Genomic DNA, 23,541 nt, shown 5'->3' on the forward strand with positions numbered 1-23,541 from the left:
GGCGCCCGTGCTCAACGCACCGGCACGGGTGTGAACCGCACCGGGAGTTCGCTCAGCCCCCGCAGCCAAGGTGACGGCCGGCGCGTCAACGACTCGGCCGGTACGGCGAGGTCGATGTCCGGCAGCCGGTCGAGGACGACCTCGATGCCCGTACGCGCGATGACCTCCGCGACCTCCTGGGCCGGGAACGGGCAGCGGTGCTCGCCGTGGCCGAAGGAGAAGTGCGCGTTGTTGCCGCCGGTGAGGGCGGAGCCGTCGACACGGACCTGAGGGTCGGAGTTGGCGCCCTGCAGGCCCAGCAGCAGCAGGTCGCCGGCGCGGACGCGCAGGCCGCCGAGCTGGGTGTCGCGGGAGGCCCAGCGGCCGGCCACGTTCTGGGTCGGGGTGTCCTCCCAGAGGACCTCGTTCATGGCCTCGGCGACGCTGTGCCGGCCGCCGAAGAGGGAGGCGGCGAAGCGGTCGTCCGTGAGCATCAGGCGCAGCGAGTTGCCGATCCAGTCGGCGGTCGGCTGGTGGCCGGCCGCCATCATGACCATCAGGTCCTGGGTGATCTCCTCGTGCGTGAACCCGGCCGTGTCGGCCAGCATGCGGCTGACCACGTCGTCCGCGGGTTCGGCCGCCCGGTCCGCGAGCAGCTGGGCCATGGAGGACGCCACGTGCTGCTGTCCGGCCAGGGCGCCCTCCCGCCCGTTGATCATGTCGTTGAGTGCCGTGACCAGGCCCGGCCCCTGCTCGTCCGGGAAGCCGTACAGCCGCGCCAGTACGCGCACGGGCAGCAGTGCCGCGTAGTCACCGACGATGTCCGTCTCGCCCTTGGCGCAGACCGCGTCGATCAGTTCGTCGGCGAACTTCTCGGCGTGGGCGCGCAGTTCGAACGGGTCGACGGCCTCCAGCGCGTCGCTGATCATGCCGGCGCGCTCGCGGTGGCGTTCGCCGACCGTGTAGAGGATCGAGGGCTGCTTGCGGCCGATCATCGGCAGCAGCGGCCAGTCGGCGGGGATGTTGTCCCACTGGCTCCACAGGTCGGAGTCCCGGCTGAACAGCACGGGATCGCCGGTGACCTGGTGCAGTTCGCGGTAGCCGAGGACCAGCCAGGCGGGGATGTCGCCGTCGAGCACGACCGGCACCACGGAGCCGTGGTCGCGCCGCATCTCCCGGTACAGCTCGGTGGGTTCGGTCTGGAACCTGGGCCCGCTCAGGGGCACGGGGGCAGCGGTCACAGGGCCAACTCCGGTGATCTGGGCGCGTAGTGGGATTTGAGGTGCTCGACGAGCGTGATCAGCACCTGCTTGCTGGACGCGCGCGAGCGGGCGTCGCAGTCGAGCAGCGGGATGTGCGGGTCGAGGTCGAGGGCCTCGCGGATCTGCGCGGGGGTGTGGGCGGGCCCGCCGAAGTCGTTGCAGGCGACGATGAACGGGGTGCCGTGGTGCTCCAGGCGGTCGATGGCGTACCAGGAGTCGTCGATGCGCCGGGTGTCGACGAGGACGACCGCGCCGAGCGTGCCGGCGAAGAGCCGGTCCCACAGGAACCAGAAGCGCTCCTGCCCGGGCGCGCCGAAGAGGTACAGCACGTTGCGCGCGTCGAGCGTGATGCGGCCGAAGTCGAAGGCGACGGTGGTCGCGGTCTTGCCGCGGACCTCGCTGATGTCGTCGACCGCCTCGCCGGCGCGCGTCATCGTCTCCTCGGTGTTGAGGGGACGTATCTCGCTCACGGAGCGGACCAGGGTGGTCTTGCCGACGCCGAAGCCGCCGACGACCACGATCTTCAGACCGTTGTCGGCCGTCTCGCCCAGCGGGGTGCGCGCGTCGGAGGCAGCGGTCGTCGTCGCGGTCGTGGTCGCGTTCATGGTCGCGTCGGAGATCGCGTCAGAGGTTACGGAGTCCAACGAGCACCTGCTCCAGGATGTCGGGGTCGGGAAGAGCGGAGTGGTGCGGGTGGCGGGCGCTGACCCGGCCCGCGGCGAGGAGGTCGGAGAGCAGGATCCTCGTGATGCTCACCGGCAGTCGCAGCTCGGCGGCGATCTCCACCACGGCCGTGGGCCGCTGGGCGAGGCGCAGGATCGCGGCGTGCTCCGACTGCATGCCCACCACGGGATCGCACTCGGCGACGACGAGCGTCACCAGGTCGAACGGGGCGTCGGGGCCGGACCGGCTGCGCCCCCCGGTGAGGGTGTAGAGCCGGTCCGGCGCGTCGTCCCTGCCCGGCCGGCTCATGACGTACGGGGTTCCGCGCGCAGGTGTTCGCCCAACTGCTCGACCAGCTCGCTCATGTTGTGCCCGACGAGCCCGGCGTCGGCCTCCTCGGCCGTGACCACGGCGAGGTGCGCGCCCTCGCCCGCCTCGACGATGAACAGGACCCCGCCGTAGAACTCGGCCATCGCGGACCGCACGCCGCCGCTGCCGTCGCCGAACTCCATGGACGCCCCGTGGGAAAGCGACTGGATGCCGGCGGCGATCGCGGCGAGCTGGTCGGCCTGGTCGACGGAGAGTTCCGGCGTACGGCACAGCTTCAGGCCGTCGCGGGAGAGCACGAGGGCGTGCCGGGCGCCCGGGGTGCGCTCGAGCAGACCCTCGATGAGCCAGGTGAGCTTCTCGTCGGCGGTGGTGGTGCTGCCGGTCATGGGGTGGTGTCGCCTTCCGGGTGCTGGTGCGGCTGCGAGGGGGTGGCGGGGGCCGTGTCCCGTACGGCTTCGTCGCCTTGTACGGCTTCGTCGGGGGCTGTCTCTCCCACGGTGCTGTCGGGCGCCGTTCCCCGTACCGCCTGGCGGAAGCTGTTGAACCGGGCGGCCCTGGCCTTGGCGGCGTCGGCCGCGGGGGGCTCGCGGTCGCTGCGGTCGGCGGCGTGCGCGCGGCTGCGCTCGGCGTGGGCGAGGGTGCGGCCGCGGCGGCGCTTGGGGAGGCCGCCGGTGTCGGCGCCGACTCCGCTGTGGTCGGGCGACTCGTGGGTGGGGACCGGGTCCGGGTCGAGGTCCCCGGTGGAGCGTGCGGCGGCGTAGGACACGGGGGAGCTCTGGGGGCGCGGCTCGTCGGCGTGGTCCTGCGCGACCGCGGATGCCGCCGTCGCGGATGCTCCCGTCGCGGTGGCCTCCGGCGTGGTGGCCTCCGGGTCGCCGGGCAGCGGGGCGGACGGGCGCGTGAGGATGTCCTGCGGGATCAGGACGAGGACGCCGGTGCCGCCGCGTGCGGAGGGCCGGAAGGACACCTTCAGGCCGTGCTTGCGGGCGAGCCGCCCGACGACCGCGAGCCCGAGCCGGGTGCCGGAGAGCCCGCCCAGCGCGGCCGGGTTCTCGGCGTCCGCGGAGACGGCGCGTTCGGCACGGCGCAGCTGGACGTCGCCCATGACCAGGCCGCTGTCCTCCACGGACACGATGACGCCCGCGGGAACCTCTTCCACGTAGACGTGGACTTCGGCGGTCGGCGGCGAGAAGTTCGCGGCGTTGTCGAGGAGTTCGGCGAGCGCGTGCATCACGCCCTCGGCGGCGTGCCCGGCGACGGCGGCCTCGCTGGAGGAGTGCACGCGCACGCGCTGGTAGCCGCCGATACGGCCCATGGCGCCGCGCAGGATCGACTCCATGACGATGGGCCGCGCCCAGCGGCGGCCGGAGCGCGCGCCGGTGAGGACGGCGACGGAGTCGGCGAGGCGGCCCGCCTGGGCGGTGCGGTGGTCGAGGTGGAGGAGGTCGGCGAGGACTTCCTCGTCGGAGTGCTTCTCCTCCATGGCGCGCAGGTCGGCGAGCATGCCGGTGGACAGTGCCTGCATCCGGGCGGCCGCGTTGGCGGTGGCCGAGATCGCGGCGGCACGGTCGGCGGTGGCCTGCCGGACGCGCCGGGCCAGGCGGACGTTCTCCTCGGTGAGGCGGGTCTGCTCCCGGGTGAACTCCTCGGTGAGCCGCGCCCGTTCCCGGGTGAACCCGTCGGTCAGGCGGGCCCGTTCGCGGGCGGCCTCCTCCTTGAGGCGTGCCTGTTCCTGGGCGGACTCGTCGGCCAGCCGGGTCCGCTCCTGGTTGAACTCCGAGGCCAGCCTCGCCCGTTCCTGAAGGAGCCGTCCGGCGTCCTGGGTCACGGAGTCGAGCCGGCGGCGCACGAGACGCGACGTCTGCACGGCGTGGGAGGCGGAGGCGATGGCCGTGCACAGCAGCAGAAGGGCCGCGCCCGCGCCCCAGGCGAGGGGGGTTCGCACCGAGTCGGGTGCCAGCGCGACGGCCACGCCCGCGGCGGGGGCGGCCAGTACGGCGACGATCAGGGGAACGGGTGCCACGGCGCGGAAGGTGGGTCGTTCGCCGGAGCCGGAGGGGGTGGGCGGGGTCATGAATGTGTCCTCGGTCCTCGGTCGTGTCCTGGGCGAGAAGCGACACCTGATGCTCAACTGGCGGTCACTATATGAGAGTTCGTGATCGAATTGGGAAGGTTCCGTTTCCGGTCTTGGAATCCGTGTGCAATTCGGGACGGAACGGCACCCGGTTGCTGTGGGACGGCTGTACGGGACCGTGGCCCCTGCGGCGATGCGACCACGTAACGCTGCCTACGGGTCACTGTCAGTGGCGGGAGGCATCCTGGGGGCATGACGGATCTCGGGGCACTGCGGGCAGGGCTGGAGAAGGCCGTGCGCGGCGAGGTCGCCTTCGACGCGACCGCGCGGGCGCTGACGACCATGGACGCGTCCAACTACCGGCGGGTGCCACTAGGCGTCGTCGCCCCGCGGGACGCCGACGACGTGGCGGCGGCCCTGGCCGTCTGCCGCGGGCTGGGTGTACCGGTCGTGCCGCGCGGCGGCGGCACATCGATCGCCGGGCAGGCGACGGGTACGGGCGTGGTGCTGGACTTCACCCGTCACATGAACCGGATCGTGTCGCTGGACCCGGAGGCGCGCACGGCGGTGGTCCAGCCCGGTGTCGTCCTGGACCGCCTCCAGGAGGCCGCCGCCCCGCACGGCCTGCGCTTCGGCCCCGACCCCTCGACCCACAGCCGCTGCACGCTCGGCGGAATGATCGGGAACAACTCGTGCGGCTCGCACTCGGTCGCCTGGGGGACCACGGCGGACAGCGTGCGCGAGCTGTCGGTGATCGACGGTCACGGCACCCCCTCGGTGCTGGGCCAAGGCTGGGCGGGCGCCCCCGATGGTCTGCGGTCCCTGGTGGAGGGCGAGTTGGCGCGCCTGCGCACGGGCTTCCCGGACCTCCCCCGCCGTATCTCCGGTTACGCCCTGGACGCCCTCCTCCCCGAGAGGGGCGCGGATGTCGCCCGCGCCTTCTGCGGCTCCGAGGGCACCTGGGGGGTGCTGACCGAGGCGGTCGTACGACTGGTGGAGGCGCCCCGCGCGCGGGCGCTGGCGGTGCTGGCGTACGCGGACGAGAGCGCGGCGGCGGAGGCGGCGGCCGGTCTCCTGCCGTACGGGCCGCTGACGGTGGAGGGAATGGCGGCGGATCTCGTCCGCTCCGATGCCGGGCTCCCACAGGGCGGCGCCTGGCTGTTCGTGGAGACGGGCGGCTCCACGCCGGGGGAGGCACGCGCGCGCGGGGACGAGATCGTGCGCGCCGCCGACGTCACCGGCCCACGCGGCTCCCACGGCTCCCTGGTGGTCACCGACCCGGCCGGACAGCGCGCCCTGTGGCGGATCAGGGAGGACGCGAGCGGTACGGCGACCCGGATGCCGGACGGCAGCGAGGCCTGGCCCGGATGGGAGGACTGCGCGGTGCCACCGGCCCGGCTCGGCGCGTATCTCCGCGACTTCCGGGAGCTGTTGACCTCCCACGGCCTGCGCGGCACGCCCTACGGGCACTTCGGCGACGGCTGCATCCACGTCCGCATCGACTTCGATCTGCTGACGACTGACGGGATCGGCCGCTTCCGCCGCTTCTCCGAGGAGCTGGCACAGGTGGTGGTCTCCCACGGCGGCTCGCTCTCGGGCGAGCACGGGGACGGACAGGCGCGCGCGGAGCTTCTCCCCGTCATGTACGGCCAGGAGATGGTGAGCCTCTTCGAGCGCGCGAAAGGCCTCTGGGACCCCGGCGACCTCCTCAACCCCGGGATGCTCGTACGGCCGCACCGGCTGGACGAGAACCTGCGGTTCGCGGTGCTGCCGCGTGAGCCGGTGGACGTGGAGTTCGGGTATCCGGCGGACGGCGGGGACTTCTCGGCGGCGGTGCGCAGGTGTGTGGGGGTCGCCAAATGCCGTACACCATCCGGGGGTTCAGGCACCTCGGTGATGTGCCCGTCCTTCCGGGCGACCGGCGAGGAGGAGCACTCCACCCGCGGGCGGGCGCGACTGCTGCACGAGATGCTCGCGGGCGAGGTCGTCACCGACGGCTGGCGCTCGGCAGAGGTCCGCGACGCACTGGACCTCTGCCTGTCCTGCAAGGGCTGCCGGTCCGACTGCCCGGTCGGCGTCGACATGGCCACCTACAAGGCGGAGTTCCTCCACCACCACTACGCGGGCCGCCGCCGCCCGGCCGCGCACTACGCGATGGGCCGCCTCCCGGTGTGGCTCGCCGCCGTACGGCGAACCCACTCGGCCCGACTGGTCAACTCCCTCGCCTCCGTACGCCCGCTGGCGGCCATGGCGAAACACCTGGCCGGCATCGCGCCCGAACGGGAGATCCCGAGGCTGGCGCGGGAGACGTTCAGCCGGTGGTGGTCGCGACGGTTCCGCGACCGGGCACGGGCCTACGTCCGGGCCAGGAAACGGGGGCGGGCGCGCGGACCCTTCCCGGGCTTCGGCGGCTCGGGGGAGACCGTCGTCCTGTGGCCCGACACCTTCACCGAGCACCTCTCACCGAACGTCGGCCGCGCGGCGGTACGGGTCCTGGAGGCAGCAGGCGTGAACGTCCTGCTGCCACCGAGGGTGCGGATGGAATGGGGGCCAGTGCGTGATGTGGGGGACGGGGCGGGGGTTTCTGGGCCGGGGTCCGGCGGCGGGGTTTCGGGGGCGGTGGATTCGGAGGCGGAGGCGGAGGTCGAGTCGCGGTTCGGCGAGGGGGTTTCGGGGGCGGAGGCGGGGTTTGGTGACGGGGCTTCGGGGGCGGTGGATTCGAAGGCGGAGGTGGAGTCGCGGTTCGGTGAGGGGGTTTCGGGGGCGCCGATGGGCGGTGGTGGGTCGAGGGCGGCTGTCGGGGACGGGGTGTCGAAGGGGCTCCGTGGCTTCAACGTGTTCCTGCCGCGTCGCCAACGGCGGGTCTGCTGCGGCCTGACGTACGTCTCCACCGGTCAACTCGACCGCGCCCGCGCCGTGCTGCGCCGCACGCTCGACCTGATGGAACCGTTCATCGAGATGGGCACCCAGGTCGTAGTCCTGGAGCCGAGCTGCGCCGCCGCCCTGCGCACGGACCTCCCGGAGCTGCTGCACGACGACCCGCGGGCGGCCCGCCTGGCCTCAGCGGTGATGACCTTCGCCGAGGCCCTGGAACGCCACGCCCCGCACTGGACCCCACCCCGCCTCGACCGCCCCGTCGCCGGCCAGACCCACTGCCACCAGCACGCGGTCCTCGGCGACACGGCCGACCGCCGCCTGCGCGAGGCCGCGGGCCTGACCGGCGACCTCTCGGGCGGCTGCTGCGGCCTGGCAGGCAACTTCGGCTTCGAAAAAGGCCACTACGACGTCTCGACGTCCTGCGCAGAGGACCAACTGCTCCCGGCGGTACGGGCAGCGACACCCGACACGGCCATCCTGGCGGACGGCTTCTCATGCCGCACACAACTGGAACACCTGGCCGGGGTGAGGGCGCGGCACCTGGCGGAGGTGTTGGCGGAGGGGCTTGAGACGAGGCCGGAAGCAGGGTGGGACTGAGGCGCGGAACGCCTCGGTCGGCTCGCAGACCCAGCGGTACCGGCCTTGCCGGGGCGGACGCACCGCGACCACCGTCGTGTGACAGCTGCACCGGCTCCTGGTAGATCCTGATCCTCGTCGGCTTGAGTGCGCCGATTGCTGTCCAAGCCGCCCGGCCCCGCAGCTCCTCGGCCCAGCGGTCGAGGTCGTCCTCGGTGTCGTGGAAGAACCACGACTCGAAGGTCCCCAGGGCCTGCAGGGCAGGGGCAGGTGCGTATCGCAGTTCACAGTGCACCTGGACACAGCAGTCGTGATCACCCTCGCTGTCGAGGACCTCGAACTGCCGGATGAGATCCACCGCGGGTTCACTGCGCCCGGAGTTCCTCCTGCGCGGAGAGGAGTGCGCCCTCGTACGGCCCTGCCTCGCCGTCCACGAGCGCCATATGGAGGAGGAGCGTCTGCGATGCAAGCGACGCCGTGAGCTGTGGTTCGCGGTGCACGGTGTCGACGTGGGGCCGCGCATCATCCACGGCAGGGAGGTGGCCTGACGTGTCTGCAACATCACTGCGGCTGCTCCCCTGGACCGGCCCCGAAGGCAAGCCCTGTTACCTCGCCGGCGACGGCTGCGGCTACTTGTCGCGCATCGCCGACGGCATCGAGTCCGTGCAGCTGGGCAGGGCGGGGGAGTTGCTCGGCCATGCGGCCGACCTGCTCGCTGACCGAGAGACGGATGCTGGTGAACTTCGCTTCCTGGCCCATCGCTTGATCGAGGCGCTGCGGGATGTGAAGCGTGTCGCGGAGAGCCGTGGGGCACGGCTGCCGGAACCTGCCGATGACGGATCCGGCGCTTCGGATTCGTCCTGCGGGTGATCAGCAACCTGTCCGGCTCTGTCAGGCTCTTGTGGCGCCGCCGTTTCACGACCACCGAGCCCAGCGCGGCCGTGGGGTGCCGGCCGGAGCACACCCCCTAACTGATCGTTTCAGAATGAGGTCCGGAGTCGCCTCAAACACATGATGGTGCAGGCGAGTTGAAGCAGGCCGAGGTGGAGGTCGGCGCGTATCTCATAGCGGATGCGGAGCCGTTTGAACTGGTGGAGCCAGGCGAAGGTGCGCTCGACGACCCAACGAGTCTTGCCGAGTCCGGAGCCGTGCGAGGTGCCGCGGCGGGCGACCTTCGGGGTGATTCCACGGGCCCGGACGAGACGGCGGTACTTGTCGTAGTCGTAGCCGCGGTCGGCGAACAGCCGTCGGGGGCGACGGCGGGGCCTGCCGCGCAGGCCGCGGATTGGCGGGATGGCGTCCAGCAGCGGCATCAGCTGGGTGACATCGTGACGATTCCCGCTGGTCAGCGCTACGGCTAAAGGAGTGCCATGCCGGTCGACAATCAGATGGTGTTTGCTGCCGGGCCGGGCCCGGTCGACCGGCGAAGGTCCGGTGTGAGCCCCCCTTTGAGCGCCCGGACGTGCGAGCCGTCGATCGCAGCGTCGTCCATGTCCAGCAGGCCCGCAGCCCGCAGCTCGGCCAGCAGTACCTCGTGCAGCTGCGGCCAGACGCCCGCTTCAGTCCAGTCCCGTAGACGCCGCCAGGCTGTCACACCGCTGCATCCGACCTGTTCCGCGGGAACGTCCCGCCAGCTCACGCCCTTGCACAGCACATAGACGATGCCGCGCAGCGCAGCGCGGTCGTCTGCAGGCAATCGCCCGGGATACCGATACCGCCTGGGCGGACGAACCGGCAGCAGCGGGGCCACACGTTCCCACAAGTCATCAGGCACAAGATCAGCGGACACCCAACAGATCCTGCCGACACGACACCCAACTGCCAAGCCCCACAACGCATTTCATTCTGAAACGATCAGTAAGTGGCCGGGGCGCCCGCAAGGGATGGAACGTCGTCGTCGTCCAATTCGCCGCGGAGGGCGGCCTGGACGAAGGCCGTCATCGAGGCGAGGAGGAGCAGCGCGAGGGGTCCCCAGATTGCCGGGATCGACCACAGGGGCCAGTCGTTGGCCGCCTGCGCCCAGAGGGTCAGGATGGCCGTGGCGCCCATGCCGAGGCCGTGCCACCGCATCACGGTCGCTGCTTTCGCGTGGCGCCGGTTGCCGCGGGCGAAGAAGGGCCACAGTCCTCCGACGAGGGCGGTCAGGCCGAAGGAGAGACAGGCGAGCGCGCCGCCGAGGCGGTCCTCCGGCCACCCCACGGGCCCGGCGGACGTCTGCTGGCGCTGTCCGTGGGTGTCGCGTACCTCGACGACCTGACCGCGCCAGATCAGGCCGACCACCTTGTCGTCCGGCTCCATCCCCGACATCACCGGCTCGGTCTGCAGGAACGTCACATGCCACGGTTTACCGGACGGCAGCAGCAGGTCCGCCTCCGGCGACTCGCCCCGGTCCCCGTTGTGCATGTCGGCCCTGCGAACGGTGAACTCCTGCTTCCACACGCACCCCGACACCTTCACCGGGGCGGAGGCGCACGCAGGCGCGGCGTGAAACTCCCGCTCCCGCTCCAGCGCTCCGCGGATCTGGAAGGCCGACGCCACCCCGACACCGAGAGCCAGGACGGCGATCAGCACCCATGCCACGTTCCCTGTCGCCTTGTTCCTCGCCGCCCCCACCGTGCCCTCACCCTCACCTTTCCCACGAGTCCCCCGTCCGCGTATTTGAGCACGTCAGCCGCCGCCCGCCCCATGCCCGCCACCGGCAGCGCACGACCCGTCCGACTTGCCGGGTCAAGGCAACGAGCGGCAAGCCAGGAGCCAGGGATCAGGGGGTAAGGGTCAGGGACTGGTGTCGGTGGTGTTGGTGGTGGTGGGCGGTGCGGATGGCCGGGTGCCAGTGGCGTGGCCGGCGCCGATTCCGGCCCCGGCCCCGGTGGCGATCAGTACGGCGCCCGCCAGGAGCGTCCAGGCCCCCACGAGCAGGGGCGTGCCCCAGGCGCTGAAGGGGCCGCCGAGGCAGAGGATGGCGATCACGAAGCCCGTCCAGGTCAGCCAGGAGGGCAGGGCGTGGTTCCGCCAGACCGCGAAGAGCAGGACGCTCGCGCCGAGCATGGCGGCGATCGTGGCGCCGTACGCCACGTCCAGGAGGACCATCGACAGCAGGGCCGTGCCCGGGATCACCAAGAAGTCCTTCGAGTGGTTCGCGGTAATCGCGAAGACGTTGCCTGCCACGCCCGCGAGCATGATGCCGATCGTGAAGACCAGGCCCCCGGCCAGGACCAGCTTGGAGCGGGTGTCCGAACGGCGGGACAGCTCGGCCAGGAACCACAGGAAGAGCAGGCCCGCGCCCAGCAGGATCAGGGCGGTGGCCTCGGAGAGGTTCTGGTTGCCTTCGTCGCGGTAGTAGTGGACCAGTGTGACGAGCGCGCCGCGCTTGTCCGTCTCGGGCGTACGCCAGAACAGCAGCTGGCCGGTGATCAGCAAGCCGCCGGAGAGCACTCCGGCGATCGCGGGCCAGAGCACCTTGGGCCCGGCCTGTGGTGTGGGAGCCGACATTGTGGCCTCCTGGGAAGCCCCCCGAAGGGCAACCCCCCTCACTACCAGTGTGAACACTGACCGGTGAATGCGCTCTGCGGCCCCGTAAGCCGCAAAAGAGGTTCACAGGCCTGACGTAGTCCATTACTCTGGACTTGAGAGTTCATCTTGATGCACAAATGATCAAGCGAAGTCTCCAACGAATCCTGCAAGTCCTGCAAGTCCTGCGAATCCTGACGTGACCTACCTGGACGGCCTCTGTGAATCACCCCAGCGCTGACCTGCCCCCGTCCGCCCCCGCGGGTGCTGACCGGCGATGGGGCGCGCTCGGCCCCGTGGGTCTCGTCCTCGCCGGAGGCATCTCGGTGCAGTTCGGCGGCGCGCTCGCCGTGACGCTGATGCCGCGCGTCGGGGCGCTCGGGGTCGTGACCCTGCGGCTGTTCGTCGCCGCGATCGTGCTGCTCGTGGTGTGCCGGCCCAAGGTGCGGGGGTACACGCGCGCCGACTGGGTCACCATCGTCGTCTTCGGTGCCACCATGGCCGCGATGAACGGGCTCTTCTACCAGTCCGTCGACCGCATCCCGCTCGGCACGGCCGTCACGCTCGAAGTGCTCGGCCCGCTCGCCCTCTCCGTGATCGCCTCCCGCCGCGCGCTCAACCTCGTCTGGGCGGGGCTCGCCCTCGTCGGCGTGTTCCTGCTCGGCGGCGGAGGCTTCGGCAGTCTCGACCCGGTCGGCGTCGCCTTCGCCCTGTCGGCAGGCGCCATGTGGGCTGCGTACATCGTCTTCAGCGCCCGTACGGGCCGACGCTTCCCGCAGGCCGACGGGCTCGCGCTCGCCATGGTGGTCGCCGCGGTGCTGTTCATGCCGCTCGGCATCGTCGAGTCCGGCTCGAAGCTGCTCAATCCGACGACCTTCGCCCTGGGCGGTGCCGTCGCCATCCTGTCCTCGGTCCTGCCCTACACCCTCGAACTGCTCGCGCTACGACGGCTGCCCGCCTCCACCTTCGCGATCATGATGAGCCTCGAACCGGCCATCGCCGCGACTGCCGGCTTCCTCGTCCTCGACCAGGCCCTCTCCGCGACCGAGGCCCTCGCCATCGCCTTCGTCATCGCGGCGAGCATGGGCGCGGTTCGGACGCAGATCGGTCGGGGCAAGGTCAAGGACCTGCCTCAGCCCCCGGTTCAGGACCAGGCCCGGACCGAGACGCAGACCGAGACGCAGGCCGGGGCCCAGACCGAGGCCGGGGCCGAGAGCCTCAGCTGACGTTGCGGCGCAGCGGGCTCATGTAGTCCGACGGCTGCTCGTGCTCGCCGAACCAGAGCTGCGGGGCGCGGGCGTACGCGGCCCCGGCGAGCTCGCGGCCCCAGCGGCGGCTGGCGTACATCGGGATGGCAAGGCGATAGCGGCGCTCGGGCAGCCCCGGGCGCAGCGGCTGGGAGCGTACGGCGAGCGGCTTCAGCACGGGGTCGGCCTCGTTCACGTCGCCGTACGGGCACAGCTCCAGGCTCATGACCTTGCGGCCGGACTTCGCGTCGCCCTTGGACGCCCAGTACAGGCCGACCCCGGCCAGCGACTGCCACGGAAGTACAGCCTGCCGGTTCGCGCGGGGCCGCCACCACACGCCGTACGCGTCGAACGCGAGCAGCGCTCCGCGACCGGCCCACAGCGTCCACGCCATCAGCACCCCGAGGCCGCCCACGAGCAGCAGCCACAGGGCCCCGAAGACCCAGCTTCCGCCGCCCCCGCCCTTCGCCTCCGTCACGATCAGCGGCAGCGGCCCGGTGACGACCATGATCAGCGTCCCGGGCAGACCGGTCCGCAGTCGGCGCATACCGAGGCGGTAGACGGTCGCGTCGGGGGCGGGCTGCGGGGGAGTGGGGGTGGGGGAAGGGGCGGGGGTGAGCATGACCGGGGAGCTTAGTGGGGTGATCTGTGCATGGTGAAGCTGCGTCCCGGTTCAGTCGACCGGGTCCAGCCGACCGGGTCCAGTCGGTCCGGTTCGGTCCAGCCGATCCGGTTCAACCAATTCAGTTCAGCCGATCCGGTTCAGTCAATTAATGCAAGCACGCTTGATTGTTTCTTTGGCCGCTGCCATGCTCCGAGTGCACACCGCCGTGCCCCGAGGGGAGCGCCATCGTGTCCGATCCGTCGTCGTCCGTGATCGACGATCTGTGCCGGGAGAGTGCTGAACTCGACCGTCTGGTAGGGGAGTTGGGGAAGGAGCAGTGGGCGTTGCCCACGCCGGCCCCGGGGTGGACCATCGCCCACCAGATCGCGCACCTGCACTGGACGGACCACGCCGCACTGATCGCGGTGACGGACGCGGAGGCGTTCAAGGCGGAGGTGGAGAAGGCCCTCGCGGCGCCGGACACCTTCGTCGACGAAGGGGCGGAGGAGGTCGCGCGGCTGGCCCCCGACCGACTGCTCGGCGAGTGGCGAGCCGGTCGCAGGGCGCTGGAGGAGGCCCTGCGTGCGGTGCCCGCCGGGACGCGCTTCCCCTGGTACGGGCCACCCATGTCCGGCGCCTCCATGGCGACCGCACGACTTATGGAGACCTGGGCCCACGGGAACGACGTCGCCGAGACGCTGGGTGTGGTGCGAGCACCTACGGACCGGCTCCGGCATGTGGCCCGCATCGGTGTGCGGGCGCGTGACTACGCCTTCGCGGTGCACGGGCTCCCGGCGCCCGGCGAGGAGTTCCGGGTGGAACTCGTCAGTCCGGCGGGCGAGTTGTGGACGTACGGCCCTGAGGACGCGCCGCAGCGGATCACCGGCCCCGCGCTCGACTTCTGCCTGCTGGTCACCCGGCGGACGCACCGCGCCGACCTCGCCGTACGGGCGCAGGGCCCCGATGCCGACCGGTGGCTGGACATCGCGCAGGCCTTCGCGGGGCCGCCGGGGGCGGGGCGTGAGCCGAAGGGCGGCCGTCGGTGACGCGGACCCTGCGCATGGGCAACGCCTCAGGCTTCTACGGCGACCGCTTCGACGCCCTGCGCGAGATGCTCACCGGCGGCCCGCTGGACGTGCTCACCGGCGACTACCTCGCCGAACTGACCATGCTCATCCTGGGCCGCGACCGCCTGAAGGACCCGTCGGCCGGCTACGCCCGCACGTTCCTGCGGCAGTTGGAGGAGTGCCTCGGGCTCGCCCACGAGCGCGGCGTGCGCATCGTGACGAACGCCGGTGGACTCAACCCCGCCGGACTGGCCGACGCCGTACGGAAGTTGGCCGAGCGGCTCGGCATCCCGGCCGTCGTCGCCCACGTCGAGGGCGACGACCTGACACGGCACCGTCCGGGAAGTCTCGCCGCGCATGCCTACCTCGGCGGCGCCGGGATCGCCGCGTGTCTGCGGGCGGGCGCGGACATCGTCGTCACCGGCCGCGTCACCGACGCCGCGCTGGTCACCGGGCCCGCCGTGGCGCACTTCGGCTGGGGGCCCGAGGAGTACGACCGGCTCGCGGGCGCCGTCGTCGCGGGGCACGTACTGGAGTGCGGAACCCAGGCCACCGGCGGCAACTACGCCTTCTTCGCCGAACATCCCCTCGAACGGCTGCGCCACCCGGGCTTCCCGGTCGCCGAACTCCACGAGGACGGCAGCAGCGTCATCACCAAACACGACGGCACCGGCGGCCTCGTGGACGTCGGCACGGTCACCGCGCAGCTCCTCTACGAGACGTCCGGCGCCCGGTACGCGGGCCCCGACGTCACGGCCCGGCTCGACACCGTACGGCTGACGCAGGACGGGCCGGACCGCGTACGGATCGAGGGCGTGCGCGGGGAGGCGCCACCGCCGACCCTCAAGGTGGGGCTCAACCGGCTCGGCGGCTTCCGCAACGAGGTCGTCTTCGTCCTCACGGGCTTGGACATCGAACGCAAGGCCGCCCTCGTGCGGGAACAGCTGGAGGCCGCGCTCGACGCCGCCAAGTCCCGTCCGTCGCACGTCGGTTGGCAGCTCGCCCGCACCGACCATCCCGACGCCCCCACCGAGGAGACCGCGAGCGCCCTGCTCCGACTCGTCGTCCGGGACGCCGACCAGGACGCGGTCGGGCGAGCCCTCAGCGGCGCCGCGATCGAGCTGGCGCTCGCCAGCTACCCCGGATTCCATGTGGTCGCACCCCCTGGAAAGGGCGCGCCTTATGGGGTCTTCGAGGATGTGTACGTCGACCATGGGGCCGTCGACCATGTGGCGGTGCTCCATGACGGGCGGCGAATCCCTGTGTCCCCGCCCGCCGACACGCTCGTACTCCAGTCGCCGGAGGAGCCGCCTCTGCCGGAACCGCTGCCGGCTGCGGAGCCCGTCCGCCGCGCGCCCCTCGGCTTCGTCGCCGGTGCCCGCAGCGGCGACAAGGGCGGCAACGCGAACATCGGCGTCTGGGTCCGCACGGACGACGCCTGGCGGTGGCTCGCCCACACCCTCACCGTCGACCGGCTGCGCGAACTCCTCCCGGAGTGCGCCGACTTGACCGTCGTACGGCACGTACTGCCGAACCTGCGCGCCCTCAACTTCGTCGTCGAGGGGATCCTCGGCGAGGGGGTCGCCTCCCAGGCCCGCTTCGACCCGCAGGCCAAGGGCCTCGGTGAATGGCTCCGCTCCCGCCACCTGGACATCCCGGAGGTGCTCCTGTGACCGTCCTGGCGTCCGCCCTGGACCCCGCGTCCCCCGACCACACGGCGAACCGCGAGGCCATGCTCGCAAGGCTCGCCGCACTCGACGCCGAGCACGCGAAAGCCCTCGCGGGCGGCGGGGAGAAGTACGTCGAACGGCACCGCAAGCGCGGCAAGCTGCTCGCCCGCGAGCGCATCGAACTGCTCGTCGACCCGGACACCCCGTTCCTGGAGCTTTCGCCGCTCGCGGCCTGGGGCAGCGACTACGCGGTCGGGGCCTCCCTCGTCACCGGCATCGGTGTCGTCGAGGGCGTGGAGTGCCTGATCACCGCGAACGACCCCACCGTGCGCGGCGGCGCGAGCAACCCTTGGAGCCTGAAGAAGGCCCTGCGCGCGAACGACATCGCGCTCGCCAACCGGCTGCCGTGCATCAGCCTCGTCGAGTCGGGCGGCGCCGATCTGCCCTCCCAGAAGGAGATCTTCATCCCCGGAGGCGCGATCTTCCGGGACATCACGCGCCTGTCCGCCGCCGGAATCCCGACCATCGCCGTCGTCTTCGGCAACTCGACCGCCGGCGGCGCGTACATCCCCGGCATGTCCGACCACACGATCATGGTCAAGGAGCGGGCCAAGGTCTTCCTGGGCGGGCCGCCGCTGGTGAAGATGGCCACCGGCGAGGAGAGCGACGACGAGTCCCTGGGCGGCGCCGAGATGCACGCGCGCGTGTCGGGTCTCGCCGACCACTACGCCGTCGACGAGCACGACGCCCTGAGGCAGGCCCGCCGGGTCGTCGCCCGCCTCAACCACCGCAAGGCGTACGGCGACCCGGGCCCGGCCGAGCCCCCCAAGTACGACGAGGACGAGCTGCTGGGAATCGTCCCCGGCGACCTGAAGGTGCCCTTCGACCCGCGCGAGGTCATCGCACGCGTGGTCGACGGCTCCGACTTCGACGAGTTCAAGCCCCTCTACGGGACGAGCCTGACGACCGGATGGGCCACCCTGCACGGCTATCCCGTCGGCATCCTGGCGAACGCCCAAGGGGTCCTGTTCAGCGAGGAGTCCCAGAAGGCCGCCCAGTTCATCCAGCTCGCCAACCAGCGCGACATCCCGCTGCTCTTCCTGCACAACACCACCGGCTACATGGTCGGCAAGGAGTACGAGCAGGGCGGCATCATCAAGCACGGCGCGATGATGATCAACGCGGTCAGCAACTCCCGGGTCCCGCACCTGTCGGTGCTCATGGGCGCGTCGTACGGAGCCGGGCACTACGGCATGTGCGGGCGCGCGTACGACCCGCGCTTCCTCTTCGCCTGGCCCAGCGCCAAGTCGGCCGTCATGGGCCCGCAGCAGCTCGCCGGGGTGCTCTCCATCGTCGCCCGGCAGTCGGCGGTCGCGAAGGGGCAGCCGTACGACGACGAGGCGGACGCGGCGCTGCGCGCGATGGTGGAGCAGCAGATCGAGTCCGAGTCCCTTCCGATGTTCCTGTCCGGGCGGCTGTACGACGACGGGGTCATCGACCCGCGCGACACCCGCACCGTCCTCGGCCTGTGCCTGTCCGCGATCCACACGGCGCCCTACGAGGGCGCGCGCGGCGGCTTCGGCGTCTTCCGGATGTGAGGGTTTTCCAGTGATTGCTTCCGTCCTTGTCGCCAACCGGGGCGAGATCGCCTGCCGGGTCTTCCGCACCTGTGGTGAGTTGGGAATCCGGACCGTCGCCGTGTACTCGGACGCCGACGAGAACGCGCTTCACGCGCGCGTGGCCGACGCGGCGGTACGGCTGCCGGGGGCGGCGACCTCGGAGACGTATCTGCGCGGCGACCTGATCGTGAAGGCGGCGCTCGCGGCCGGCGCCGACGCCGTGCACCCGGGATACGGGTTCCTGTCCGAGAACGCCGACTTCGCGCGGGCCGTCACCGACGCGGGTCTCGTCTGGATCGGGCCGTCGCCGGAGGCGATCGAGGCGATGGCGTCCAAGACGCGCGCCAAGAAGCTGATGGGCCTGGAGCCGCTTGCCGCAGTCACCGCCGAGGACCTGCCCGTGCTGGTGAAGGCGGCGGCGGGCGGTGGCGGCCGCGGGATGCGCGTCGTACGCGAACTCGCCGACCTGGACGGCGAACTGGCCGCCGCCCGCGCCGAGGCCCTCAGCGCCTTCGGCGACGGCGAGGTCTTCGTCGAGCCCTACGTGGAGGGCGGCCGCCATGTCGAGGTGCAGATCCTCGCCGACACACACGGCACGGTGTGGGCGCTCGGCACCCGCGACTGCTCCCTCCAGCGCCGCCACCAGAAGGTGATCGAGGAGGCCCCGGCACCGGGTCTGGAAACCGGACTCACCGAGGAACTCCACGAGCTGGCCGTACGCGCCGCCCGCGCCGTCGACTACGTGGGCGCGGGCACCGTCGAGTTCCTCGTCGCGGACGGCCGGGCCCACTTCCTGGAGATGAACACCCGCCTCCAGGTCGAACACCCTGTGACGGAAGCCCTGTTCGGAGTGGACCTGGTGGCCCTCCAGATCCGTGTCGCCGAAGGGGCGGCCCTCGAAAACGACCCGCCACGCGCGCGTGGACACGCCGTGGAGGCCCGCCTGTACGCGGAGGACCCGGCACGCTCCTGGGCACCCCAGACCGGCACCCTGCACCGCCTCGCCGTGCCGGGCGTCCGCCTCGACACGGGCTACACCGACGGCGACCCCATCGGCGTCCACTACGACCCGATGCTCGCCAAGGCCGTCGCGTACGCCCCCACGCGCGCGGAGGCGGTGCGCAGGCTCGCGGGAGCCCTGGAGAGCGCCGCGATCCACGGCCCGGTCACCAACCGGGACCTGCTCGTACGGTCGCTCAGGCACCCGGAGTTCACCGGGGCCCGCATGGACACCGGGTTCTACGACCGGCACCTGGCGGAGCTGACCGGCGCCGCCCCCGACCCGTACGCGCCGCTGGCCGCCGCACTCGCGGACGCCCAGGGCCGCTCCCGCTTCGGCGGCTGGCGCAACGTCTCCTCCCAGCCGCAGGTCAAGCGGTACGTCATGGCCGACGAGGAACACGAGGTCCGCTACCACCACACCCGCGACGGCCTCACCGCCGAAGGAGTGCGGGTGGTGCGTGCCACGCCCGGCCTCGTCATCCTCGAAATCGACGGTGTGCAGCGGAAGTTCGAGGTCGCGAGGTACGGCGACCGCGTGCACGTGAACGCGACCGCCCTCACCGCCCTGCCCCGCTTCCCCGACCCCGCAGACCAGCGCGAACCCGGCTCGCTGCTCGCACCCATGCCCGGCACCGTCGTCCGCGTCGCCGAGGGACTGGCCGTGGGCGACGCCGTGAAGGCCGGACAGCCCCTGCTGTGGCTGGAGGCGATGAAGATGGAGCACAAGATCTCCGCGCCCGTCTCCGGCACGCTCAGCGCCCTGCACGCCGCCCCCGGCCACCAGGTCGAGGTCGGCGCCCTGCTCGCCGTCGTCGTCGCACAGGAGGAACAGCCCGCATGAGCGTCACCCCGGAATCCCAAGAGCACAAGGACCTGCGTGCCGCGGTCGCCGCCCTCGGCAAGCGCTACGGCCGCGAATACCTCACCCGGACCATCGCCGAAGGCGGCCACCCCGACGCACTCTGGTCCGAGGCGGGCAAGCTCGGCTACCTCGGCGTCAACCTGCCGGAGGCCTACGGCGGCGGAGGCGGCGGAATCGCCGAACTCTCCATCGTGCTGGAGGAGTTGGGCGCGGCCGGCTGTCCGCTGCTCATGCTCGTCGTCTCGCCCGCGATCTGCGGCACCGTCATCGCCCGCTTCGGCACCGACGCGCAGAAACAGCGGTGGCTGCCCGGGCTCGCCGACGGCACCCGCACCATGGCCTTCGGCATCACCGAACCCGACGCGGGCTCCAACTCCCACCGGATCACCACCACCGCCCGCCGTGACCCGGACACCGGCGACTGGCTGCTCACCGGCCGCAAGGTGTTCATCTCCGGCGTCGACATCGCGGATGCGACGTTGATCGTCGGCCGCACCGAGACCGTGTCATCCAAAGGCGGCCGCACCGGCAGCCTCAAGCCCTGCCTGTTCATCGTCCCGCGCGACGCCGAGGGCTTTCACCGGCGGCAGATCGACATGGAACTCCAGGGCGCCGAGAAGCAGTTCGAGCTCACCCTCGACGACGTACGGCTGCCCGCCGACGCGCTCGTCGGCGACGAGGACGCGGGCCTCCTCCAACTCTTCGCCGGGCTCAACCCCGAGCGCGTGATGACAGCCGCGTTCGCGATCGGCATGGGCCGCTACGCGCTGTCCCGGGCCGTCGCCTACGCCCGCGAGCGCACCGTCTGGAAGGAGCCCATCGGCGCCCACCAGGCCGTCGCGCACCCCCTGGCCCAGTCCCACATCGAACTCGAACTGGCCCGCCTGATGATGCAGAAGGCGGCCCACCTCTACGACGCCGGGGACGACGTCGCCGCGGGAGAGGCCGCCAACATGGCCAAGTACGCGGCCGCCGAGGCCTGCGTGAAGGCCGTCGACCAGGCAGTGCACACCCTCGGCGGCAACGGCCTCACCCGCGAGTTCGGGCTCGCCTCGTTGATAACAGCCGCCCGCGTGGCTCGTATTGCTCCGGTGAGCCGGGAGATGATTCTCAACTACGTCTCCCACCAGACGCTCGGTCTGCCCAAGTCGTACTGAGCCAGGCATACGGAGCCTGCCCGCAGTCGTGCCAGGAGGAATCGTGTTCCGCAGTGAGTACGCAGATGTCCCGGCCGTCGAGGAGCCCATTCACGACGCCGTCCTCGGCCGCGCCGCCGAGCGCGGCGACACGCCGGCGCTGATCGACGGCGTCGACGGCACCACGCTCGGCTACGCCCAACTCGACGACTTCCACCGCCGGGTGGCAGCCGCTTTTGCCGAGACGGGCGTGCGCAAGGGCGACGTGCTGGCGCTGCACAGCCCGAACACCATCGCCTTCCCGACGGCGTTCTTCGCCGCCGCGCGCGCGGGCGCGTCCGTCACCACCGTGCACCCCCTCGCCACGCCCGAGGAGTTCGCCAAGCAGCTGCGCGACAGCGCCGCCTCCTGGATCGTGACCGTCTCCCCCCTCCTGGAGACGGCACGCCAGGCCGCCGAACTCGCCGGCGGCGTACGGGAGATATTCGTCTGCGACAGCGCCCCCGGGCACCGCTCCCTGATCGACCTGCTCGCCACCACCGCGCCCGAGCCACGGATCGACATCGACCCCGTGACGGACGTGGCCGCCCTCCCGTACTCCTCCGGAACGACCGGCATCCCCAAGGGCGTGATGCTCACCCACCGGTCCATCGCCACCAACCTCGCGCAACTCGCGCCCACCCTGCCGATGGGCCCCGGCGACCGCGTCCTCGCCGTCCTGCCCTTCTTCCACATCTACGGGCTGACCGCCCTCATGAACGCGCCGCTGCGCCAGGGCGCCACCGTCGTCGTGCTGCCCCGCTTCGACCTCGACACGTTCCTCGCGGCCATCGAGAAGCACCGCATCAACCTCCTCTTCGTGGCCCCGCCGATCGTCCTCGCCCTCGCCAAGCACCCGGCCGTCGCCCAGTACGACCTGTCGTCCCTGCAGAACATCATCTGCTCGGCGGCGCCCCTGGACGCGGCCCTCGCGGCGGCCTGCTCACGGCGGCTGGGGCTGCCGCCCGTCGGCCAGGCGTACGGGATGACCGAGCTGTCACCCGGCACGCACGTGGTCCCCCTGGACGCCGAGAACCCGCCCCCGGGCACGGTCGGCAAACTCGTCGCGGGCACCGAGATGCGCATCGTCTCCCTCGACGACCCCGACAAGCACCTCGGCGTCGGGGAACCCGGCGAGATCGCCATCCGCGGCCCCCAGGTCATGAAGGGCTACCTCGGCCGCCCCGACGACACCGCCGCCATGATCGACCCCGAGGGCTGGCTGCGCACCGGAGACGTCGGCTACGTCGACGCCGACGGCTGGCTGTTCGTCGTCGACCGCGTCAAGGAACTCATCAAGTACAAGGGCTTCCAGGTCGCCCCCGCCGAACTCGAGGCTCTCCTGCTCACCCACCCCGGCATAGCCGACGCCGCCGTCATCGGCGTCTACAACGAGGACAACAACGAAGTACCGCACGCCTACGTAGTACGTCAGCCGTCCGCGAAGGACCTCTCCGAAGGAGAGGTCATGATGCACGTCGCCGAGCGCGTCGCCCCCTACAAACGGGTCCGCGGTGTCACCTTCATCGACGCCGTGCCCCGCGCGGCCTCCGGCAAGATCCTGCGCCGCGAACTGCGCGACCTGCGGGAGCGGGACCTCCGGGAAGCACAGGAGCGCCCGTGACCGTCGTGCACGCCGCCCCCGAGCGCGGCATCACCACCGTGACCCTCGACTCGCCGGGCAACCGCAACGCCCTGTCGGCCGCCCTCGTGGACGGGCTGACGAACGCCCTCACGGAGTGCGGCAAGGACAGTGACGTACGCGCCGTCGTCCTCACCCACACCGGGAACACCTTCAGCGCGGGCGCCGACCTGCGCGACCCGCCGCACCCCGACGCACTCGTCGGACTGCTGCGGCAGATCGTCGAACTGCCCAAGCCGGTCGTGGCCCGCGTCACCGGCCACGTCCGGGCCGGCGGGCTCGGCCTCCTCGGCGCCTGCGACATCGCGGCCGCCTCCCTGGACGCCACCTTCGCCTTCACGGAGGTACGCATCGGCGTCGCCCCCGCCGTCATCTCACTGCCCCTGCTGCCGCGCACCGACCCGCGTGCGCTCGCCCGCTACTACCTCACCGGCGAGCGCTTCAACACGGCGGAGGCGGTCCGCAGCGGGCTCCTCACGGCGGCGGGCGACGACGTCGACGCCGTACTCGCCCCCGTCCTCGACGGACTGCGCAAAGCCTCCCCGCAGGGCCTGGCCGAGACGAAACGGCTGCTCACGGCTAGGGTGCTGGAGACCTTCGACCGGGACGCGGCCGACCTGACCGCCCTCTCGGCGCGGCTGTTCTCCTCCGCGGGGGCCCGCGAGGGGATGACGGCCTTCCTCGAACGACGGGATCCCGCATGGGTGGTGTGAAGACGCAGAGCACGCTGAGTACGGCGGGTACGGGGAGCACGGCCGACCGCTCCGGGCGCACCCCGAACGTCCCCAAGCAGGACCGCAGCCGGGCCACCCGGCGGCGCCTCCTGGAAGCCGCCGTGTCCTGTCTCGCCGAGCGCGGCTGGGCGGGCTCCACCGTCTCCGTCGTCGCCGAACGCGCCGGCGTCTCGCGCGGCGCCGCCCAGCACCACTTCCCGACCCGCGAGGACCTGTTCACCGCGGCCGTCGAGTACGTCGCCGAGGAACGCTCCACCGCGATCCGCGCCCTCTTCCCCGAGGGCGCCGCCGACCGCCACGCCGTGGTCGCCGCCCTCGTCGACCTCTACACCGGCCCCCTCTTCCGCGCCGCCCTCCACCTCTGGGTCGCCGCGTCCAACGAGGAACAGCTCCGCCCCCGCGTCACCGAACTCGAAGCCCGCGTCGGCCGCGAGACCCACCGCATCGCCGTGGACCTCCTGGCCGCCGACGAGTCCCGCCCCGGCGTACGCGAGACCGTGCAGGGCTTCCTCGACATGGCCCGCGGCCTCGGCCTGGCGAACCTGCTCACGGACGACGCCGGGCGCCGCGAACGGGTGGTCGCGCAGTGGGCCGCACTGCTCGACGAAACCCTGACCGTCTGACCGCGAGAGGGCGAGAGGGCGAGAC

Annotated in this window: 20 protein-coding genes and 1 pseudogene; 12 read left to right on the forward strand and 9 right to left on the reverse strand. The window is 71.8% G+C overall.

Annotated elements, in window-relative coordinates:
- Positions 1 to 11 precede the first annotated feature (11 nt).
- Genes ABZS97_RS10565 through ABZS97_RS10585 form a run of 5 tightly spaced genes read right to left on the reverse strand, consistent with a single transcriptional unit; the run spans position 12 to position 4,308 of the window.
- Entirely contained in the window at positions 12 to 1,220 is a 1,209-nt protein-coding gene (locus ABZS97_RS10565) for a cytochrome P450 (protein WP_356135874.1), read from the reverse strand.
- The gene (locus ABZS97_RS10570; protein WP_356135876.1) at positions 1,217 to 1,846 is read right to left on the reverse strand and encodes an ATP/GTP-binding protein; all 630 of its coding nucleotides are present in this window, start codon (positions 1,844 to 1,846) and stop codon (positions 1,217 to 1,219) included. Before ABZS97_RS10570 ends, ABZS97_RS10565 begins: the two co-directional genes overlap by 4 nt.
- Before the next feature lie 19 nt (positions 1,847 to 1,865).
- A complete protein-coding gene (locus tag ABZS97_RS10575; protein WP_356135880.1) occupies positions 1,866 to 2,213 on the reverse strand; it encodes a DUF742 domain-containing protein in 348 nt (115 codons plus the stop codon).
- Positions 2,210 to 2,620 carry a roadblock/LC7 domain-containing protein gene (locus ABZS97_RS10580; protein WP_356135883.1) on the reverse strand — a complete coding sequence of 137 codons (411 nt, stop codon included), beginning with the start codon at positions 2,618 to 2,620 and terminating at the stop codon, positions 2,210 to 2,212. The genes ABZS97_RS10575 and ABZS97_RS10580 overlap by 4 nt, the downstream gene beginning before the upstream one ends.
- Positions 2,617 to 4,308 carry an ATP-binding protein gene (locus ABZS97_RS10585; RefSeq protein WP_356135886.1) on the reverse strand — a complete coding sequence of 564 codons (1,692 nt, stop codon included), beginning with the start codon at positions 4,306 to 4,308 and terminating at the stop codon, positions 2,617 to 2,619. Before ABZS97_RS10585 ends, ABZS97_RS10580 begins: the two co-directional genes overlap by 4 nt.
- 252 nt (positions 4,309 to 4,560) lie before the next feature.
- Between ABZS97_RS10585 and ABZS97_RS10590 the strand changes: the two genes are divergently transcribed.
- The 3 genes from ABZS97_RS10590 (at position 4,561) to ABZS97_RS10600 (ending at position 8,631) form a co-directional block, all read left to right on the forward strand.
- A complete protein-coding gene (locus tag ABZS97_RS10590; RefSeq protein WP_356135889.1) occupies positions 4,561 to 7,782 on the forward strand; it encodes an FAD-linked oxidase C-terminal domain-containing protein in 3,222 nt (1,073 codons plus the stop codon).
- 326 nt (positions 7,783 to 8,108) lie between these two features.
- Positions 8,109 to 8,309 carry a hypothetical protein gene (locus tag ABZS97_RS10595; protein ID WP_356135892.1) on the forward strand — a complete coding sequence of 67 codons (201 nt, stop codon included), beginning with the start codon at positions 8,109 to 8,111 and terminating at the stop codon, positions 8,307 to 8,309.
- Position 8,310: 1 nt separating this feature from the next.
- Positions 8,311 to 8,631 carry a hypothetical protein gene (locus ABZS97_RS10600; RefSeq protein WP_356135894.1) on the forward strand — a complete coding sequence of 107 codons (321 nt, stop codon included), beginning with the start codon at positions 8,311 to 8,313 and terminating at the stop codon, positions 8,629 to 8,631.
- A 110-nt stretch (positions 8,632 to 8,741) separates the two neighbouring features.
- Here the strand turns inward: ABZS97_RS10600 and ABZS97_RS10605 are convergent.
- The 3 genes from ABZS97_RS10605 to ABZS97_RS10615 form a co-directional block, all read right to left on the reverse strand.
- Positions 8,742 to 9,550, reverse strand: a protein-coding gene (locus ABZS97_RS10605) for an IS5 family transposase (protein WP_356135896.1) whose coding sequence is annotated in 2 segments (ribosomal slippage) — positions 8,742 to 9,211 and positions 9,211 to 9,550 — 810 coding nt in all. Because the reading frame shifts where the segments join, the coding sequence is not laid out codon by codon here.
- 65 nt (positions 9,551 to 9,615) lie between these two features.
- Positions 9,616 to 10,341: a hypothetical protein gene (locus tag ABZS97_RS10610; RefSeq protein ID WP_356135898.1), complete on the reverse strand. Its 726-nt coding sequence runs from the start codon at positions 10,339 to 10,341 to the stop codon at positions 9,616 to 9,618.
- A gap of 195 nt (positions 10,342 to 10,536) precedes the next feature.
- Positions 10,537 to 11,253, reverse strand: a complete 717-nt coding sequence (locus ABZS97_RS10615) for a hypothetical protein (protein WP_356135900.1) — start codon at positions 11,251 to 11,253, stop codon at positions 10,537 to 10,539.
- Positions 11,254 to 11,513: 260 nt separating this feature from the next.
- Here ABZS97_RS10615 and ABZS97_RS10620 point away from each other — a divergent pair.
- A pseudogene (locus tag ABZS97_RS10620) lies at positions 11,514 to 12,389 on the forward strand (EamA family transporter); the annotation flags it as partial.
- 100 nt (positions 12,390 to 12,489) lie between these two features.
- On the opposite strand, the gene ABZS97_RS10625 reads toward ABZS97_RS10620, so the two are convergent.
- Positions 12,490 to 13,140: a hypothetical protein gene (locus ABZS97_RS10625; protein WP_356135903.1), complete on the reverse strand. Its 651-nt coding sequence runs from the start codon at positions 13,138 to 13,140 to the stop codon at positions 12,490 to 12,492.
- 230 nt (positions 13,141 to 13,370) lie between these two features.
- On the opposite strand from ABZS97_RS10625, the gene ABZS97_RS10630 reads away from it, so the two are divergent.
- Genes ABZS97_RS10630 through ABZS97_RS10665 form a run of 8 tightly spaced genes read left to right on the forward strand, consistent with a single transcriptional unit; the run spans position 13,371 to position 23,516 of the window.
- A complete protein-coding gene (locus tag ABZS97_RS10630; protein ID WP_356135905.1) occupies positions 13,371 to 14,168 on the forward strand; it encodes a TIGR03084 family metal-binding protein in 798 nt (265 codons plus the stop codon).
- A gap of 14 nt (positions 14,169 to 14,182) precedes the next feature.
- Positions 14,183 to 15,862 carry an acyclic terpene utilization AtuA family protein gene (locus ABZS97_RS10635; RefSeq protein WP_356135907.1) on the forward strand — a complete coding sequence of 560 codons (1,680 nt, stop codon included), beginning with the start codon at positions 14,183 to 14,185 and terminating at the stop codon, positions 15,860 to 15,862.
- Complete coding sequence (locus tag ABZS97_RS10640) at positions 15,859 to 17,457, forward strand: carboxyl transferase domain-containing protein (RefSeq protein ID WP_356135909.1); 1,599 nt, start codon at positions 15,859 to 15,861, stop codon at positions 17,455 to 17,457. Before ABZS97_RS10635 ends, ABZS97_RS10640 begins: the two co-directional genes overlap by 4 nt.
- Positions 17,458 to 17,467: 10 nt before the next feature.
- Entirely contained in the window at positions 17,468 to 19,321 is a 1,854-nt protein-coding gene (locus tag ABZS97_RS10645) for a biotin carboxylase N-terminal domain-containing protein (RefSeq protein WP_356135911.1), read from the forward strand.
- The gene (locus ABZS97_RS10650) at positions 19,318 to 20,499 is read left to right on the forward strand and encodes an acyl-CoA dehydrogenase family protein (protein ID WP_356135913.1); all 1,182 of its coding nucleotides are present in this window, start codon (positions 19,318 to 19,320) and stop codon (positions 20,497 to 20,499) included. Before ABZS97_RS10645 ends, ABZS97_RS10650 begins: the two co-directional genes overlap by 4 nt.
- 43 nt (positions 20,500 to 20,542) lie before the next feature.
- The gene (locus ABZS97_RS10655; RefSeq protein ID WP_356135915.1) at positions 20,543 to 22,141 is read left to right on the forward strand and encodes an AMP-binding protein; all 1,599 of its coding nucleotides are present in this window, start codon (positions 20,543 to 20,545) and stop codon (positions 22,139 to 22,141) included.
- Entirely contained in the window at positions 22,138 to 22,872 is a 735-nt protein-coding gene (locus tag ABZS97_RS10660) for an enoyl-CoA hydratase family protein (RefSeq protein WP_356135917.1), read from the forward strand. Before ABZS97_RS10655 ends, ABZS97_RS10660 begins: the two co-directional genes overlap by 4 nt.
- On the forward strand, positions 22,860 to 23,516 hold the full coding sequence (locus ABZS97_RS10665; protein WP_356135919.1) for a TetR/AcrR family transcriptional regulator: 657 nt from the start codon (positions 22,860 to 22,862) through the stop codon (positions 23,514 to 23,516). The genes ABZS97_RS10660 and ABZS97_RS10665 overlap by 13 nt, the downstream gene beginning before the upstream one ends.
- The last annotated feature ends 25 nt before the right edge of the window (positions 23,517 to 23,541 follow it).

It is taken from the genome of Streptomyces sp. NPDC005485 (genome assembly GCF_040606085.1).
Classification (GTDB): Bacteria; Actinomycetota; Actinomycetes; order Streptomycetales; family Streptomycetaceae; genus Streptomyces.